The sequence below is a fragment of the Sphingomonas sp. AP28 genome (assembly GCF_056680455.1).
In genome coordinates this window covers 209416-224426 of the sequence record NZ_JBWXQI010000004.1, presented here as the reverse complement: position 1 = coordinate 224426, position 15011 = coordinate 209416, and the positions used below count along the sequence as shown (strand labels likewise).

At 62.5% G+C, this 15011-nt stretch carries 15 protein-coding genes; 9 read left to right on the top strand and 6 right to left on the bottom strand.

Annotated features, from left to right (window positions below):
- Window positions 1–249: 249 nt before the first annotated feature.
- Window positions 250–1119, bottom strand: coding sequence for a 3-hydroxyacyl-CoA dehydrogenase NAD-binding domain-containing protein (locus AC1MH0_RS23360; RefSeq protein WP_480966442.1), 870 nt, complete (start codon window positions 1117–1119; stop codon window positions 250–252).
- 70 nt (window positions 1120–1189) lie between these two features.
- Between AC1MH0_RS23360 and AC1MH0_RS23355 the strand changes: the two genes are divergently transcribed.
- Complete coding sequence (locus AC1MH0_RS23355; protein ID WP_480966441.1) at window positions 1190–2329, top strand: DUF1176 domain-containing protein; 1140 nt, start codon at window positions 1190–1192, stop codon at window positions 2327–2329.
- Between the two features lie 289 nt (window positions 2330–2618).
- The gene (locus AC1MH0_RS23350) at window positions 2619–3626 is read left to right on the top strand and encodes a GDP-mannose 4,6-dehydratase (RefSeq protein WP_480966467.1); all 1008 of its coding nucleotides are present in this window, start codon (window positions 2619–2621) and stop codon (window positions 3624–3626) included.
- Between the two features lie 310 nt (window positions 3627–3936).
- Here AC1MH0_RS23350 and AC1MH0_RS23345 read toward each other — a convergent pair whose 3' ends face one another.
- Window positions 3937–5424, bottom strand: a complete 1488-nt coding sequence (locus AC1MH0_RS23345; protein WP_480966440.1) for an SDR family NAD(P)-dependent oxidoreductase — start codon at window positions 5422–5424, stop codon at window positions 3937–3939.
- Between the two features lie 65 nt (window positions 5425–5489).
- Between AC1MH0_RS23345 and AC1MH0_RS23340 the strand changes: the two genes are divergently transcribed.
- From AC1MH0_RS23340 to AC1MH0_RS23310, 7 genes are read left to right on the top strand one after another with little or no spacing between them, the layout of a single operon-like run.
- On the top strand, window positions 5490–7181 hold the full coding sequence (locus AC1MH0_RS23340) for an HAD-IIIC family phosphatase (protein ID WP_480966439.1): 1692 nt from the start codon (window positions 5490–5492) through the stop codon (window positions 7179–7181).
- Complete coding sequence (locus AC1MH0_RS23335; protein WP_480966438.1) at window positions 7150–7464, top strand: hypothetical protein; 315 nt, start codon at window positions 7150–7152, stop codon at window positions 7462–7464. The genes AC1MH0_RS23340 and AC1MH0_RS23335 overlap by 32 nt, the downstream gene beginning before the upstream one ends.
- Window positions 7457–8497: a ketoacyl-ACP synthase III gene (locus tag AC1MH0_RS23330; protein ID WP_480966437.1), complete on the top strand. Its 1041-nt coding sequence runs from the start codon at window positions 7457–7459 to the stop codon at window positions 8495–8497. Before AC1MH0_RS23335 ends, AC1MH0_RS23330 begins: the two co-directional genes overlap by 8 nt.
- A complete protein-coding gene (locus AC1MH0_RS23325) occupies window positions 8494–8724 on the top strand; it encodes a hypothetical protein (protein WP_480966436.1) in 231 nt (76 codons plus the stop codon). The genes AC1MH0_RS23330 and AC1MH0_RS23325 overlap by 4 nt, the downstream gene beginning before the upstream one ends.
- The gene (locus tag AC1MH0_RS23320; RefSeq protein ID WP_480966435.1) at window positions 8717–9436 is read left to right on the top strand and encodes an SDR family NAD(P)-dependent oxidoreductase; all 720 of its coding nucleotides are present in this window, start codon (window positions 8717–8719) and stop codon (window positions 9434–9436) included. Before AC1MH0_RS23325 ends, AC1MH0_RS23320 begins: the two co-directional genes overlap by 8 nt.
- A 13-nt stretch (window positions 9437–9449) precedes the next feature.
- The gene (locus AC1MH0_RS23315) at window positions 9450–10100 is read left to right on the top strand and encodes a PglD-related sugar-binding protein (protein WP_480966434.1); all 651 of its coding nucleotides are present in this window, start codon (window positions 9450–9452) and stop codon (window positions 10098–10100) included.
- A gap of 20 nt (window positions 10101–10120) precedes the next feature.
- Entirely contained in the window at window positions 10121–10753 is a 633-nt protein-coding gene (locus AC1MH0_RS23310; RefSeq protein ID WP_480966433.1) for a sugar transferase, read from the top strand.
- Window positions 10754–10974: 221 nt separating this feature from the next.
- Here AC1MH0_RS23310 and AC1MH0_RS23305 read toward each other — a convergent pair whose 3' ends face one another.
- From AC1MH0_RS23305 to rfbB, 4 genes are read right to left on the bottom strand one after another with little or no spacing between them, the layout of a single operon-like run.
- A complete protein-coding gene (locus tag AC1MH0_RS23305; RefSeq protein WP_480966432.1) occupies window positions 10975–12153 on the bottom strand; it encodes a DegT/DnrJ/EryC1/StrS family aminotransferase in 1179 nt (392 codons plus the stop codon).
- Between the two features lie 23 nt (window positions 12154–12176).
- The gene (gene rfbA / locus AC1MH0_RS23300; protein ID WP_480966431.1) at window positions 12177–13046 is read right to left on the bottom strand and encodes a glucose-1-phosphate thymidylyltransferase RfbA; all 870 of its coding nucleotides are present in this window, start codon (window positions 13044–13046) and stop codon (window positions 12177–12179) included.
- On the bottom strand, window positions 13043–13954 hold the full coding sequence (gene rfbD / locus AC1MH0_RS23295) for a dTDP-4-dehydrorhamnose reductase (protein WP_480966430.1): 912 nt from the start codon (window positions 13952–13954) through the stop codon (window positions 13043–13045). The genes rfbA and rfbD overlap by 4 nt, the downstream gene beginning before the upstream one ends.
- Complete coding sequence (rfbB, locus tag AC1MH0_RS23290; RefSeq protein WP_480966429.1) at window positions 13951–15006, bottom strand: dTDP-glucose 4,6-dehydratase; 1056 nt, start codon at window positions 15004–15006, stop codon at window positions 13951–13953. Before rfbB ends, rfbD begins: the two co-directional genes overlap by 4 nt.
- Between the last annotated feature and the right edge of the window lie 5 nt (window positions 15007–15011).

The following is a 15011-nucleotide window of genomic DNA, read 5'->3' as shown; positions in this document are numbered from 1 at the left end:
TAGCAGTGGAGCCGAGGGGAGGCGGGTGCAACGTCAGCAGCGGTGCCACACTCCGCCAATCATCATCGGCTAAAGTCGCCGTAGCTGGTCCACACCGCCGATCCGGTCGACCGGGCCGTCATCTCCATGGGGTCGCATCAAGGCCTGATCGTCGACCGCACGTCCCAGGCTGCATCACGGCCTGGGACATGACTTTGGATCGTATGGCGGATGGGGTTCACCCGCCGGATACAGGGTGCTTGCGATGGATTACCTGGTCGGCACAGGTTCCGCGCCCGAATAATCGTAGAAGCCGCGTTTTGTCTTCCGCCCGAACCACCCGGCCTCGACATACTTCACCAGTACCGGCGCCGGCCGGAACTTGGGATCGCCCGTTCCCTCGAACAGTACGCGCGTGATCTCTAGGCATGTGTCGAGCCCGATAAAGTCTGCCAGCGTCAGCGGCCCCATCGGATGGTTCAGCCCGAGCTGGCATGCCAGATCGATGTCACGCACGCTCGCCACGCCTTCGCCCAGGGCGAAGCACGCCTCGTTGATCATCGGCATCAGCACGCGGTTGACGATGAATCCCGGCGCATCGTTCGCATGCACCACCTGCTTGCCGAGCCTTTCCGCAAACGCCTCGACCGCCGCGACCGTGGCATCCGATGTCGCGAGACCCCGGATCAGCTCTATCGGCCGCATCACAGGGACTGGGTTGAAGAAATGCACGCCCATGAACCGCGCCGGATCGGGGGCCGCCTGCGCCAGCCGCGTGATCGGGATCGACGACGTGTTCGACGCCAGAATTGCGTCCGTTCCCAGTACCTTGCCAACCTCGGCGAAGATCGCGCGCTTAACGCCCTCGCGCTCGGTCGCCGCCTCGACGACGATCGCACAGCCGCCCATGTCTGCCACGCTTGCGATCGGCTCGATCAGCGCAAGGGCTGCATCGCGAGCGTCGCCCGCAATCTTCTCCTTCTCGACCAGCCGCGCGAGCGCCTTGGCAATCCCCGCCTTACCCTTACTCGCAGCGTCCAGTGACACGTCCGCCAGCAGCACGCGGTACCCCGCCTGCGCCGATACCTGCGCGATCCCTGCGCCCATCTGCCCTGCACCAATCACGCCGATCGTCTGCACATCACTCTCCTGATTTATCGCCTATCCCTAGCCGCTTTTCCCCGCGCTGCCAGACCGCTAGGCTGCAACTATGCTGTGCAAACTGATCTTTTCCGCTCTCGTGCCCTTCGTTGTGCTGCCGCTCGCAGCTTGTTCGTCAAGCCAGCCCGCATCTCAGCCCCAGACCGAGACGGCACCAAAATCCGAGCCAGCCGTCGTCGTCTCGGCAACATCCCAGTCAAAGCCCGCCATCGACTCGCATGCGGTCCCAAAACCGGGCGAGTTGAAGACTTTTGCCGACTGGACCGTCGGCTGCGACAACACGCTCCGCTGTACGCTTGGTTCGCTCCTTCCCGAGATGGGCGGTGAGGACATGATCACACTCAACCTCTTGCGCGAGCCCGGCCCCGTGGCGGCTGGTGGCGGCAGAATTTCGCTGGCGCTGGAAACCCGCAACGACGACGCGGCCACCAAGCGACCGCCCGCCAGTTTTGCGGTCGACAGCAAGCGTATAGCCCTGCACGACGCTACTGCGCTCGCCGCAGCCATCGCCAATGCCCAATCGCTGAAAATTCTCGACGCGAAGGGTGGCACGCTGGCCACCCTCTCGCTGAAAGGCGCAGCCGCTGCGCTTCGCTACATCGATGCGCAACAAGGCCGCGCCGGCAGCATTGACGCGGTCGTCGCCAAAGGCCCCGCGCCCTCGAGCGTGCCCATACCGCCGCTGCCGATCATCACCGCGATCACTCCCTCCGGCACCCCCGCAAAGCTCACTGGTGCCCAAATCGCAATGATGCGCAAACGCGCCACCTGCGATCTCGGCAGCTTCCCTGACGGCGCTGGCGAGTCGATCACCACTCCCGAAACGTACGCCCTCGGCGGTGGCAAGTCGCTGGTCATCCTTCCTTGCTCGACGGGTGCTTACAATCTGATCGGCGCGCTCTTCATCGTCGACGGCACCAGGATCACCCCCGCCCAACTCGATGCCCGTTCAGGCTTCGAAGCAACTGGTGTGGACACTGGCACTTCTGTAAAAAGCGTCATCAACGGCGAGTTCAAGGACGGCGTCCTCACAAGCTATGCCAAGGGCCGCGGGCTGGGTGACTGCGGCTCGCAGCAAAGCTTCGTCTGGGACGCCACGCGCTTCCGCCTCTCCGAGCAAGCCGACATGGGTGAATGCCGCGGCAACATCGACTACATTACCACCTGGCGTGCCAGGGTTATCCGTTAGCCACCTCCCTTTACGAGGGGGCGGGGTAGGGCGTCGGCAAACGGGTCCGACAGCGTCAACAACAAACCCGGAACCGGCACGGTATACGTTGCTCTTTGACAGACGAGCTTTTTGCGCCTTGGACTTGGGCAAATTTTGATCGAGACTATATACCGCAGGGCCTGAGCCTTGCCCCCACGCCTTGGCAAGGCAGGCTGACCAAATGGTTCGTTTGCTTGGGATGCTGTCGATGCTCCTTGCCGGGCAACACTGTCCTTTCGTAAGGCCCGACGATACAGGGAGACACCTTATGCGCGTTCTCGTTACCGGCGCGGCCGGGTTCATTGGCTTCCACGTCAGTCGACACCTGCTTACCCGCGGCGACACGGTGCTCGGTATCGACAGCCTCAACGATTATTACGACGTCACGCTCAAGCACGCGCGGCTGGCCGAGCTCGACAAGGATGCCGCCAATTCGGACGGACGCTTCACCTTCAAACAGGTCGATTTTTCTGATCACGTCGCGCTCGACGGTGCGCTCGATGGCGAGCATTTCGACCGCATCGTCCATCTTGGCGCGCAGGCCGGCGTTCGCTATTCAATCGAGAATCCGCGCGCCTATCTCCAGGCCAATCTTGCCGGTCACCTCAACATGATCGAGATCGGACGCCACCGTCGGGTTGAGCATTTTGTCTACGCGTCCTCCTCCTCGGTATATGGCGGCAACGACACTTTGCCGTTCCGCGTCGAGGACCGCGTCGACCAGCCCCTGTCGCTCTACGCCGCCACCAAGAAGGCAGACGAGCTGATGAGCGAGACCTACGCACATCTCTACCGCCTGCCGCAGACCGGCTTGCGGTTCTTCACTGTCTACGGCCCCTGGGGTCGGCCTGACATGGCGATGTGGCTGTTCACTAAGGCGATCTTCGATGGCCGGCAGATCAATGTATTCGGCGAGGGCCGGATGCGGCGTGACTTCACCTATATCGATGACATCGTTGCCGGCGTCGCCGCCTGCCTTGACAGTCCGCCAGCCGACGACGGCGCGACCAAGGCGGGCGGCAGCGTCAGCCCGCACCGGATTTACAACATCGGCAACAGTCGTTCGGAGAATCTCGGCGAGATGATCACATTAATAGAACAGGCGTGCGGCCGTCCCGCCGAACGTCTGATGCTGCCAATGCAGCCGGGCGACGTGCGCGACACCTTTGCGGACATCGGCGCAATCCAACGTGATCTGGGGTTTGAACCCCGAACGACCATTACAGAAGGTGTGCCGCGCTTTGTTGAATGGTATCGAAACTACCATAAATTTTAATTATCAATGCGACGATTCCAATGAGGCTGCGGTTCTACGCCCATGGATGATGCAGCATATGCTAGATTGCGAAGGTCTTCGAGATAGCAAAGGCCGCGAACCCAGCCCTGTCGATAATAGTTCGGCGGGGGAGTTTTGTGCTACCATTCAAACATACGGGGTGGCGTGCTTCCACCTAATAAGCCGGTCGTTACGATTGCGGCAGGAAAAACCCCGGGGTGCTTTTCTACGCAGTAGCAGCTAATGAGCGCCCGTCTGGTGCATGCAATTCATGCTGATATCGGGGGGTGGCTGCTCGCCCCCCGCCCGATCAGTTCTGGCTCTGGTGCAGGTCGGCGAGGATCGGCAGTAGCAGCTCCAGCGGATCTGCGCTGCGCACCGGAAGTACCGTCGCGGTCTGATCCGTCAGAATTCGCGGCAGGCGTTGAGACACGATGCGTGCCTTGGGAAACTGGCGTGCCAGTTCGCCGCATAGCGCCTCGCCGGCCTGCTTGGCGATGACATATTCCAATGCCCCTTTGGGACGCTCGTCAATGGCCGAGGTGGATGGGAAGAAGAGTCGCGTGCTTGGATCCAATCCAATCAGATACTGGGCGATCGTCGCAAACGCGTCGACGTAGAACAGCGTGAAATTGTCTAGTACCGCCCGGTCATACAGCAGGCCGCGCTTACGAAAGATCGGCGGTGTCGCGAAATAATAGCAGTGGGTGAACGCGCCACCAAGCAGCGCGAGCTGGGCATCCAGCGAGGCCTCGATGTCCATCGCGACGGCGCGGCATCGTCCGCCGGCTGCCGTGATCTCGGTCGCGATCGCCTGTGCTTCCTGGCTGCCGCGCGCATAGGTGATCGTCACGTCCGCCCCGCCAAGCGCCGTCAGCTTGGCCGTCAGCTCGCCGAGGCCCCGAGACCCACCGACGACCAGCACGCGGTCGTCGCGGCTGAAACCCTCGACGACCTGCGACCGCAACGTCTCGACGCTCGGCTGGACGATCGGTGGCTGCCGAACGAACGTTTCGACGAAACCGGACAGGCCTGGAGCCTGGAGGTCTATGACTGCCGAGCGTAGCAACTGCTGTACGCGGCGCACCGTGTAATGGAACGCCTCGCCTTCACCGTCCTTGGAATCGTCAAATTCGACGGACAGCTTGGAGAAAATCGACAAGAGCCCGGGGCATTCCATCCCTACCAAAGTCGATAGCGCGGCAAACCCGCGGACCCGGTTCGGACCCAGGACGCCTGCCACGGCCGGAAAGGCGGCCATCGCGTCGGCGGGAGTGCCGACCAGCAGGAAGGCATCGGATACGCCGTCAAGATCCTGAACGTTGCGCAATATGGGTTCTGCAACCGAATGCGGGGCGCTGGAGGTCGAGGGCGGTGCGAGCGGGCCGGGTGTCGCCGTGAAGCCGAGGGTGATCAGCGCGGCGCGCGTGCCATCGGTGCGAAGCTCGATCGTCACCTTGTCGGGTGTATTGCCGACGACCAGCGCCTCGATGGTTTCCCCGACATAGAGGAACCGTTCGAACCGCACGTTGACCGCGTCCATGCGGCGGTCCGGGGCCGTTTCCGCGAACCGATCGAGTGCCCATAATACGCCGTGCACGCCGTGCACGACGGGCGCACCGGCCTGCGTCCGTCGGGCGGAGACGGGGTCGACATGCATCGGGTTGCGATCACCGGACAGCGCCGCGAACGTATCTTGATCAGCCTTGGAAAAGGTTCTCGTGGCCAAATATCCGGTCACATCCACGCGAATTTCCGTTCCTTGGATTGGGCCGGCATGGGGTGTATCCAGCGGCATTCAAATTTTTCTTGAACTGTTCCGATCCATAACGCAAGGCGCGGCTAGCTCGCAAAACCAAGCGTATGTCCGTCATTTCCTGTGAGAAATTCTCTATGATCCTTGAGCAAAAGGATGTCGGCGGAAAGCCCAGCGCCAGCGACACCGAAGCATCTTTGACGACAAAGCGTCGCGTATCACTTGCCATGGTCGGCAATGTCATCACGCAACCTTTCACGAAACTTGCGGCCCAACTGACCGACGTTTGCGACATGACGATCGAGCACCTCGACTTCGCCCAGATCGTTCAGACGCTGGAAAGCGACAGTCGCTTTGACTTTCTCGTGCTTCATCTCGACCATCGCTGGTTTTTCGACGTGGCGCCGGACGGGGAAAGCATCGAGCGTGCCCGAGACCTGGCTCGACGCGTCACCGCTTGGTTGGATCGTGGTGCCGGTGTCGTAGTGCTCAACACCATTCCGTATCGTCCACACTCGTCGGTCGACAGCGACCTTCACCAGCAGATCGAGGCCAAAAACGCGATCGACCGGGTCTTTTTCGATCTTGCCGCGGCATCGGAGCGCGTGAGCGTCGTCGACATCGCGGGTGTCATTGCCGGTATCGGTTATGCCAATGCGTTCCGCGAGCGCAACCGGTACCTGATGCAGGCGCCCTATACGCCGGCCGCGGCGACCGCGATCATCGCAGCCTATGCAGGGGCCGTGCGGACTTTCCTGCGTCCGCGACGAAAGGCGATCGTGGTCGATGCCGATAACACATTATGGGGCGGGATCGTCGGCGAGGTCGGCTCCGAGGGCGTGGACATCGACCGCGAATACCCCGGCATCATCCACTTCACGCTGCAACAGCAGCTCAAACGGCTTCGTGCGCTAGGCGTTCTCATCTGTGCCGTGACAAAGAACAACGAGGCGGATTTCCTCGATGTTTTCGAGAAGCGGTCGATGCCCCTCGCGCTCGCCGACATCACCGCATATCGCAGCAACTGGGAGCCCAAGAGCGAGAACATCCGGGCGATCGCCGACCAGCTCAATTTGGGCCTCGATGCCTTCGTTTTCCTGGACGACAATCCGTTCGAAGTGGAGGAGGTCGGTACCCGCCTGCCACAGGTCGATGCGCGACTGTTTCCACGCGAGCGTCCCGAGGAAGCGCTGGTCGTCCTGGATCAGATCGTGAGTTTGCGCGCGCGCAGTCTCACGGCAGAAGACGCCGTCAAGGCCGAGCAGTATCAGGCCGAGGCCGAACGCAGCCAGGCGCGTGGTTCGGCCACGACCTTGGACGAATATCTCGCATCGCTTGCCATCACGGTGGACGCGAGCGTCAACGATCGCGCCCAGCTACGCCGTATCACCCAGCTCACCAACAAGACCAACCAGTTCAACCTGACCTGTCGCCGGTATGTCGAAGCCGAAATCGAGCAGGCGATGCAGGAGGGCCATGTCTACGGCTTCCGTGTCGCCGATCGGTTTGGTGACATGGGATTGGTGGCTGTCGCCATCGTGCGAAACGGTGAAATCGAGAACCTCCTGATGAGTTGTCGGGCGCTGGGTCGTCGTGTCGAGACCGCGATATTGCGGTATATCAGCGACCGGCATCCCGGCGTGATCGCCTCTTATCGTGCGGGGCCGAGAAACCAGATGGTCGCCGAATTTTACGACAGCAACGGGTTTGCGGTGTTGTCGACCAACGACCTCGAGCGTCGTTACCAACTAGAGCAAGGACCAAAGAATGAGCAGCATTTCTCCGTCACAGACTCCTGATCTGGCCGCGGCAGAGGCAATCGTCCGCCGCGTGCTTGCCAACCTCTCTGCTGAATGGTCACGCGACGATCTCGCGGCGTTGCCGCTGGACCACGACCTTTTCACCGAGATCGATTCCTTCGCCGTAGTCGAGCTGCTGCTGCAGACGGAGACGGAAGTCGAGAACGCCACGGGGTCCTATATTCCGCTCGCGAACGACGCCGTTCTGGACGCCGATAAATCGCCGCTGCGCGAACTGCGCCAGTGGATCGCCTATGTCGCCGGGGCCATCGCACATGGCTGAGGTGACGTTCAAGAACGTCGGCATCACCGGCATGGTCACGACGGTCGGCGGGCGCAAACTCGATTTCGTGGATGAGCGCGAAGCGTTGGGCTTGTCGGTGGAGGAGGGCGACCGGCTCCAGCGTTCGATCGGCCTGTCGTCGCGGCATGTTGTGATCCGGCCCGATACGACCACGGCGGACCTGTGCCTGCATTCGGCACAGCGCCTGCTGGAGGGGCTCGGTATAGACGCGGCTGGTATCGATGGGCTCATTCTTGTCACCCAGACGCCGGACTATGCATCTCCGTCGACGGCCATCCGGCTTCAGCACATGCTCGGCATGCGTATCGATACCGCCTGCTTCGATATGCGACTGGGGTGCAGCGGGTTCGTTTACGGCCTGTCGATGGCGGCGAGCCTCGTCGAAAGCGGATTGCAGCGCGTCTTACTGTGCGTCGGAGATGTCGCCAGCCGCATGGTACCCAACGACAATCACGCGATCACGCCGTTGATGGGCGATGCAGGCGCGGCGATCCTGATCGAGCGCAAGCCCGGCTTTGCTCGCTTTCAGCTCTACAGCGATGGTTCGGGCGAGAAGGGGTTGTACATCCCCAACAGTGGCCTTCGTCGCGATGCAGAGGACGAGGGCAAGCCCGCGCTGATGGAAATGAACGGCGCCGCGGTGTTCAACTTCACGTTGAAGCGCGTACCGGCGATGCTTACGTCGATACTCGATAGCGTGGGGTGGCGTGCCGATGAAATCGGCCACTTCGTGCTGCACCAGCCCAACCGGTACATCCTGCGAAACGTCCAGAAGAGACTGGGTCTCGCCGAAGAGAAGTTACCGAGCTCGACGCAGTCGATTTACGGCAACCAGAATTCGGCGTCCATTCCCGGTACGATCTGCGGATTCCTGTCCGATTCCTATGGTGCGCGTGCGCAGCGATCGATATTTGCAGGCTTCGGCGTGGGATTGAGCTGGGCGGCCTGCGCGATCGAGACAGAACCGATGTTCGTCTGTCCTCCCTATCTCTATGAAAGTGAAATCCAATGAATCGCGCAGAATTCATCGCTGAAATTGCCACTACGCTGGAAACCACAGAGCCGCTTACGGGCGACAAGGTCCTTGCCGATATTCCCGATTATGACTCGCTGGCGATCCTCAACCTGCTGTCGCTGTACGACGGCCTGAACGTCGCGACCAATCCGGAAGAGATCAGCAAGGCGGAGACCGTCGACGATCTCGTCGCGATTGCGGGAAGTGCGTTGTCCGATGGCTGAGCGCGGCCATGCCTTGATCGTCGGGGCGAGCAGCGGCATCGGCTTCCGCCTCGCCGAGCGATTGCTGGAGGATCATGCCGTCTCGGTCGTCGCGCGTCGTAGCGAACGGCTCCAGCCGTTATGCGAGCGCGGCGCGACCGCGTTTCCGGCCGATGTCACGGCGCTCGATTCGATTCCGAAACTGGTGGCCGATGTCGTTGCCGCCAACGGGCCCCTGACGGCGCTGATCTATTGCGCGGGCATGCAGCGGCTGAAACCGATGCGCACCATGTCGGTCAAGGACGTCGAACAGCTCTATACGCTCAACCTGATGGCCCCGACCGTGTTCGGAGCCCAGTTCGCGAGCCGGCGAGTGTCCGCCGAGGCAGCGGTTTTCTGTGCCGTGTCGTCGATCGCAGCCGAGCGGCCTGAGGCCGGTATCGTGACCTATGCGGCATCGAAGGCCGGACTGAGCACGCTCGTCAGCGGTCTGGCGCGCGAAATCGGTCCCCGGCGTGCGGTCGGTGTCGCACCCGGCTGGATCGATACCGAGATGACGCAGAGTTTTTCCCATCTCTACGACGATGCGTTCCGGGAACGGCTCGCCAAGAACAGTCCCGCCGGACCGGCTACCGTCGATTCCGTCGTGGATACGATCCTCTTCCTGCTTTCCCCCGCCGCGCGTTCGATCACCGGTCAGATCGTTCGCGTCGATGGGGGCGCGGCTATCTAGGCACAGACACCCCATGTCTCAACCCACGTCTCAACCAACGTCTCAACCCACGCTCGCCATTCTTGGTGGCGGTGGTTTCGCCCGGGAAGTCGCCGAGATCGCCCAGTCGCGCGGCTACAGGATCGCCGCCTGCTATGCGCTGGATCCTGGTAGCTTCGCACCTGTCCACCGCGGCTACCTCGACGAGCTCGCCGTGCAGGCTACGGAGTTCGACGGCGTGATCCTCGGCATCGGCGCGACCGATCGGCGATCCTTGAAACGTCGCATGGACCTGGTGACCTGGCTGCAGGCGCGCAATATCGCCTGTCCGCCGATGGTCTCGCGTCATGCGGTCGTCGCCGATGGTGTGACGATCGGCAACGGGGCGTTCGTGGCGCATGGCGTGATCCTGTCGGTCGGGGCGATCCTCGCACCCTTCAGTGCCGTCAACAGCGGTGCGATCATCGGCCACGATGCGAAGGTGGGATCCAACGCGATCATCGCGCCGGGGGCGTTCCTGGGCGGCGCGAGCGCGATCGGCGAGAGCACGCTGATCGGCCCGCTGACCAAAGTGCTGCAGGGCATCACGATCGGTCGGGACGTCATCCTCGGGGTTGGTTGCACGGCGTTGCGGTCGCTGGCCGATGGTTCGACGGTCTGGCCTCGCCCCGACCGCGCCACCTAAGCCGCTGGAAGAGACTAGTCATGGCAAAGCCGTCCAGAACCTACGCCGTCACCAAGCGGGCAATCGACGTCGTCGCGGCCAGCACGGCGCTGATAGTGTTGTCCCCGCTGGTTCTGGGTGTCGCCCTGGCAGTGCGGATCAAGCTCGGCAGCCCGATCCTGTTCCGGCAGGTACGCGCGGGATATCACGGCGAGCCGTTTCCGATCCTCAAGTTCCGGACGATGACCGACGCCCGGGATGAAGCCGGCATGTTGCTGCCCGACGCGGATCGACTACCGGCGTTCGGTCGGTTCCTGCGATCGACGAGCATCGACGAATTGCCGTCCCTGATCAACATCATCCGCGGCGACCTGACCTTGGTCGGGCCGCGGCCGCTGCTGATGCGCTATTTGCCGCGTTACAGCACGGAGCAGCAACGCCGACACGAGGTGCGCCCCGGACTGACCGGTCTGGCGCAGGTCAGTGGTCGCAACGCCCTGTCATGGGACGACAAGCTGCGGCTCGACGTCGAATATGTCGACACGCGGTCGCTCGGCCTCGATCTGCGGATCCTGGTGCGCACGATAGGCAAGGTCGTGCAGCGCGAGGGGATTTCCTCGGGAGAGGCAGCAACCATGACCGAGTTCATGGGATCGGAACGCCCGCCCCAGTAGGTTTCGCGGGCGCTCGATCGCTATTGGCACAGGATTTAGCCGTATCGGGACCAGCTCAACTTTCAGCGTGGCGTCATCAAAGAACAGTCGGTCGTTTTGACTGCTCTTTGATATCTTTACGCCGCCAGCGTTTGGCTCGGTGGCTAAACGATCTTCGTAACCTACCGCACGAGCCCTTAATCGTACGGCTTTGTTTGCAGGACTAACGCCATTCTAGAAGCTTAGCGCTTGGCGTTGTTCAAGACCACGTCGATCGCATCGACCGCTCTGTCGAGTTCGGCATCGCTGATCGTTGGATGGGTAAGGAACATCAGGCTGGTCTCGCCGAGTTCCTTTGCAACCGGCAGCCGCGTCTCGGGACGATAGCTGGTGCCGTCGAACGCCTTTTCCAGATAGACTTCCGAGCATGTTCCGTGGAGCACCTGAACGCCTGCGGCGTTCAGGTCGGCAACGATACGGTCGCGCGACCAGTCGGCATGGAGACCGTCCGGCCGAACATACCCATATTGCCGATAATAAGCATGGCGAAGGTTCGCTGCAGGCAGTGGTACGCGGACGACCTGTTCGTGATGCGACAGGGCATCGGCGATGCGCATTGCGATTTCGGTACGCCGCTGCGTCCAGGCCGAGATGTGACGAAGCTGGATTTCGCCGAGCACAGCCTGGACTTCCAGCATCCGCCAGTTGGTGCCGAAGCTGTCATGAACCCATCGGAACCCCGGAGCATGCTCGCGGTGGTAGATCGCATCCCAGTTCTTGCCATGATCCTTGTAGGACCACATCGTCGACCAGAGCGCCTTGTCGTTAGTCGTCACCATGCCGCCTTCGCCGCCGGTGGTCATGATCTTGTCCTGACAGAACGACCAGGCACCGACATGACCGATACTGCCGACCTTGCGGTCGCCGATCATCGCACCATGCGCCTGTGCGCAGTCTTCGATGACGACAAGCCCGTGCTCGGAGGCTAGCGCCATGATTCCGTCCATGTCGCAAGGCCATCCGGCAAGGTGCACGGCGATGATGGCCCGGGTCTTTTCGGTGATCTGGACCGAGATGGTTGCCGGGCTAATATTACCGCTGTCGGGATCGACATCAGCAAATACTGGTGTTGCACCTGCGCTAACCACACAGGAGATCGACGCGATGAAGGTGCGTGGCGTGACGATAACCTCGTCGCCAGCGCCGATACCCAATGCCTTGAGAGCAACGTCGAGGGCCAGCGTACCATTGCCCAAGGCGACGGCGTACGGCGTACCCGTCCAGGCCGCAAAGCTCTTCTCGAACTCGCGGCCGATCTGACCGGTCCAGTAGTTCACCTTGTTGGAGCGGACGACGTCCGCAACAGCCAGCGCCTCTTCTTCGCTGAAGCTCGGCCAGATACCCTTGGGAATGACGTCCATATTCTGTCCTCGGTTCCGTACGCTCAGCGCTCTTCCACTGCGTTCAGGATTGCCCGACCGTAGTTGGTCTTCTTGAAGCGTTCGCCGGCCGCGCGTGCCTGATCGGTGGTGATGAAGCCCTGGTGGAACGCGATCTCCTCCAGACACGCGACCTGGATACCCTGGCGGTGCTGGATCGTGCGGACGAACTCCGAGGCTTCGAGCAAAGAGTCGTGCGTGCCGGTGTCGAGCCACGCATAGCCGCGGCCCATCTGTTCTACGAACAGATCGCCTGCTTCCATGTAGAGGCGGTTGAGATCGGTGATCTCGAGTTCGCCGCGGGCCGACGGCTTCAGGTCGCGGGCGAGCTGGACGACGCGGTTGTCGTAGAAATACAGGCCGGTGACCGCATGATGCGACTTGGGCTTTTCGGGCTTCTCCTCGAGGCTGATCGCCTTGCCGCCTTCGCCGAATTCGACGACGCCGTAGCGCTCGGGATCCTCGACGCGGTAGGAGAACACCGTCGCGCCGCTCTTGCGCGCGACCGCGCTTGCCAGCAGGTCGGTCAGGTGCGCGCCGAAGAAGATGTTGTCGCCGAGCACCAGCGCGACATTGTCGTCGCCGATGAAGTCAGCACCGATCGTGAACGCCTGGGCGAGACCCTCGGGCTTGGGCTGTTCGGCATAGGCGATGGTCAGGCCGAGCGCCGACCCGTCACCGAACAGGTTCTTGTAGTTGCCGATATATTCGGGGCTCGAGATGATCAGGATGTCGCGGATGCCGGCGAGCATCAGCACCGACAGCGGGTAATAGATCATCGGCTTGTCGTAGACCGGGAGCAACTGCTTGTTGACCGCCAGCGTGGCCGGATGGAGGCGCGTGCCCGAGCCGCCTGCGAGAATGATGCCCTTCACGCGCGTGTCTCCTTGTTGGATGCCCCGAGCAGTTCGTCGAGGATATTGCCGAGCGCGGTCTGCCACGCTGGCGGATGGATGCCGTAGTCGCGGGTGATCGCGTCATGGCTCAGCAACGAATTGGCGGGGCGCGTTGCCGGCGTCGGGTATTCGGCGGTGGTGATGCCCTGCACCTCGGCGCTGGCCCCGCCACGTGCGGCGCTCTGCGCGAAGATCTCGCGCGCGAAACCAGCCCAAGTGACCGCACCGGCGTTGCTGAAGTGGTAGGTCCCGGTGGGCGCGGTGGGGTCCTCGACTAGGCGCATCGTGATCGTTGCAAGTGCGGCTGCGAGATCGGTCGCCGACGTCGGGCTGCCATGCTGGTCGTCGACCACCCGCAGCGTCGGGTTGGTCGCACCGACGCGGAGCATCGTCTTGATGAAGTTGTTGCCGTGGGCGCTGACCACCCACGCGGTGCGGACGATCGCATGGCGGGCGCCCGAGGTGCGCACCGCCAGTTCGCCACCGAGCTTCGAGGCGCCGTAGACGCCGAGCGGGGCGACCGGATCGGTCACTTCCCACGCGCCATCGCGCGCGCCGTCGAAAACATAGTCGGTGGAGACCTGGACGATCGGGATGCCGGTCTTGGCGCAGCTTTCCGCAAACGCCGCTGGTGCCATCGCGTTGACGGCCCAGGCGGTGACGATGTCGCTCTCGGCCTTGTCGACGGCAGTATAAGCACCGGCTGAGATGACCGCGGCCCATGGCTGGGACGCGACCATCGCGGTAATCGCAGCGGTATCGCGCAGATCGAGCTCGTCGATGTCGATCGCGGTGACCGCCCAACCTTCTGGCCAGGCGTAGCGCTTCAGCTCGGTACCAAGCTGGCCGTTACCGCCAGTAACGAGGATCCGCTTCACGTCGCTCATACGGAAAGCCCGCGGCGCTGGTCGGCCTTATGCTCGGCGACGATCGCTTCCCACCAGCCCTGGTTGTCGAGATACCAGGCGACGGTTTTCTCGATGCCCGTCTCGAACGTCTCGGCAGGCTCCCAGCCGAGCTCGTTCTTGATCCGGCTCGCGTCGATCGCATAGCGCTTGTCGTGCCCCGGACGGTCGGCGACGTAGGTGATCTGCGTCGCGTAGGACTGGCCATCGGCGCGCGGGCGGAGGCGATCGAGGATCGTGCAGACGGTCTTCACGACCTCGAGGTTCTGCTTCTCGTTGTTGCCGCCGACATTGTAGGTCCGGCCGGGCTCGCCCTTTTCGAACACCGCGTGCAGCGCGCGGACGTGATCCTCGACGAACAGCCAGTCGCGGACCTGGTCGCCCTTGCCATAAACCGGCAGGTCGGCGCCAGCGAGCGCCTTGACGATCATCAGCGGGATCAGCTTTTCGGGGAAGTGGTACGGCCCGTAATTGTTCGAGCAGTTGGTGATCAGTACCGGCAGTCCGAAGGTGTGACCCCATGCGCTGACGAGATGATCGGAGCCCGCCTTCGACGCCGAGTAAGGCGAGCGCGGGTCGTACGGGGTCTCTTCGGTGAACAGTCCTGTATCGCCGAGCGAGCCGTAAACCTCGTCGGTCGAGATGTGATGGAAGCGGAACGCCGCCTTCGCGTCGTCGTCGAGACCGAGCCAATAGGCGCGCGCTTCGCTCAGCATCGTGAAGGTGCCCACGACGTTAGTCTGGACGAACGCACCGGGGCCGTCGATCGAGCGGTCGACATGGCTTTCGGCCGCGAGATGCGTGACGATCTCGGGCTTGAACTCGGCGATCGCGGCCTTGACCGCGTCTGCGTCGCAGATGTCGCCCTGGACGAAGCGGTAGCGGTTCGAACTTGCAACGCGCTCGACCGTCGACAGCGTGCCGGCATAGGTCAGCTTGTCGAAGTTCAGGACCTCATGGTCGGTATTCTCGATCAGGTGACGGACGAGGGCCGAACCGATGAAGCCGGCCCCGCCGGTGACGAAGATGCGCATGGGTC

What these genes read in the sequence shown, in the direction of transcription:
- AC1MH0_RS23355 (WP_480966441.1), top strand. Translation starts at nt 1,190, where the DNA reads ATGCTGTGCAAACTGATCTTTTCCGCTCTCGTGCCCTTCGTTGTGCTG.
- rfbD (WP_480966430.1), bottom strand. Translation starts at nt 13,954, where the DNA reads ATGAGCGACGTGAAGCGGATCCTCGTTACTGGCGGTAACGGCCAGCTT.
- rfbB (WP_480966429.1), bottom strand. Translation starts at nt 15,006, where the DNA reads ATGCGCATCTTCGTCACCGGCGGGGCCGGCTTCATCGGTTCGGCCCTC.
- AC1MH0_RS23335 (WP_480966438.1), top strand. Translation starts at nt 7,150, where the DNA reads ATGAGCAGCATTTCTCCGTCACAGACTCCTGATCTGGCCGCGGCAGAG.
- AC1MH0_RS23350 (WP_480966467.1), top strand. Translation starts at nt 2,619, where the DNA reads ATGCGCGTTCTCGTTACCGGCGCGGCCGGGTTCATTGGCTTCCACGTC.
- AC1MH0_RS23305 (WP_480966432.1), bottom strand. Translation starts at nt 12,153, where the DNA reads ATGGACGTCATTCCCAAGGGTATCTGGCCGAGCTTCAGCGAAGAAGAG.
- AC1MH0_RS23315 (WP_480966434.1), top strand. Translation starts at nt 9,450, where the DNA reads ATGTCTCAACCCACGTCTCAACCAACGTCTCAACCCACGCTCGCCATT.
- AC1MH0_RS23330 (WP_480966437.1), top strand. Translation starts at nt 7,457, where the DNA reads ATGGCTGAGGTGACGTTCAAGAACGTCGGCATCACCGGCATGGTCACG.
- AC1MH0_RS23340 (WP_480966439.1), top strand. Translation starts at nt 5,490, where the DNA reads ATGTCCGTCATTTCCTGTGAGAAATTCTCTATGATCCTTGAGCAAAAG.
- AC1MH0_RS23345 (WP_480966440.1), bottom strand. Translation starts at nt 5,424, where the DNA reads ATGCCGCTGGATACACCCCATGCCGGCCCAATCCAAGGAACGGAAATT.
- AC1MH0_RS23310 (WP_480966433.1), top strand. Translation starts at nt 10,121, where the DNA reads ATGGCAAAGCCGTCCAGAACCTACGCCGTCACCAAGCGGGCAATCGAC.
- AC1MH0_RS23320 (WP_480966435.1), top strand. Translation starts at nt 8,717, where the DNA reads ATGGCTGAGCGCGGCCATGCCTTGATCGTCGGGGCGAGCAGCGGCATC.
- AC1MH0_RS23325 (WP_480966436.1), top strand. Translation starts at nt 8,494, where the DNA reads ATGAATCGCGCAGAATTCATCGCTGAAATTGCCACTACGCTGGAAACC.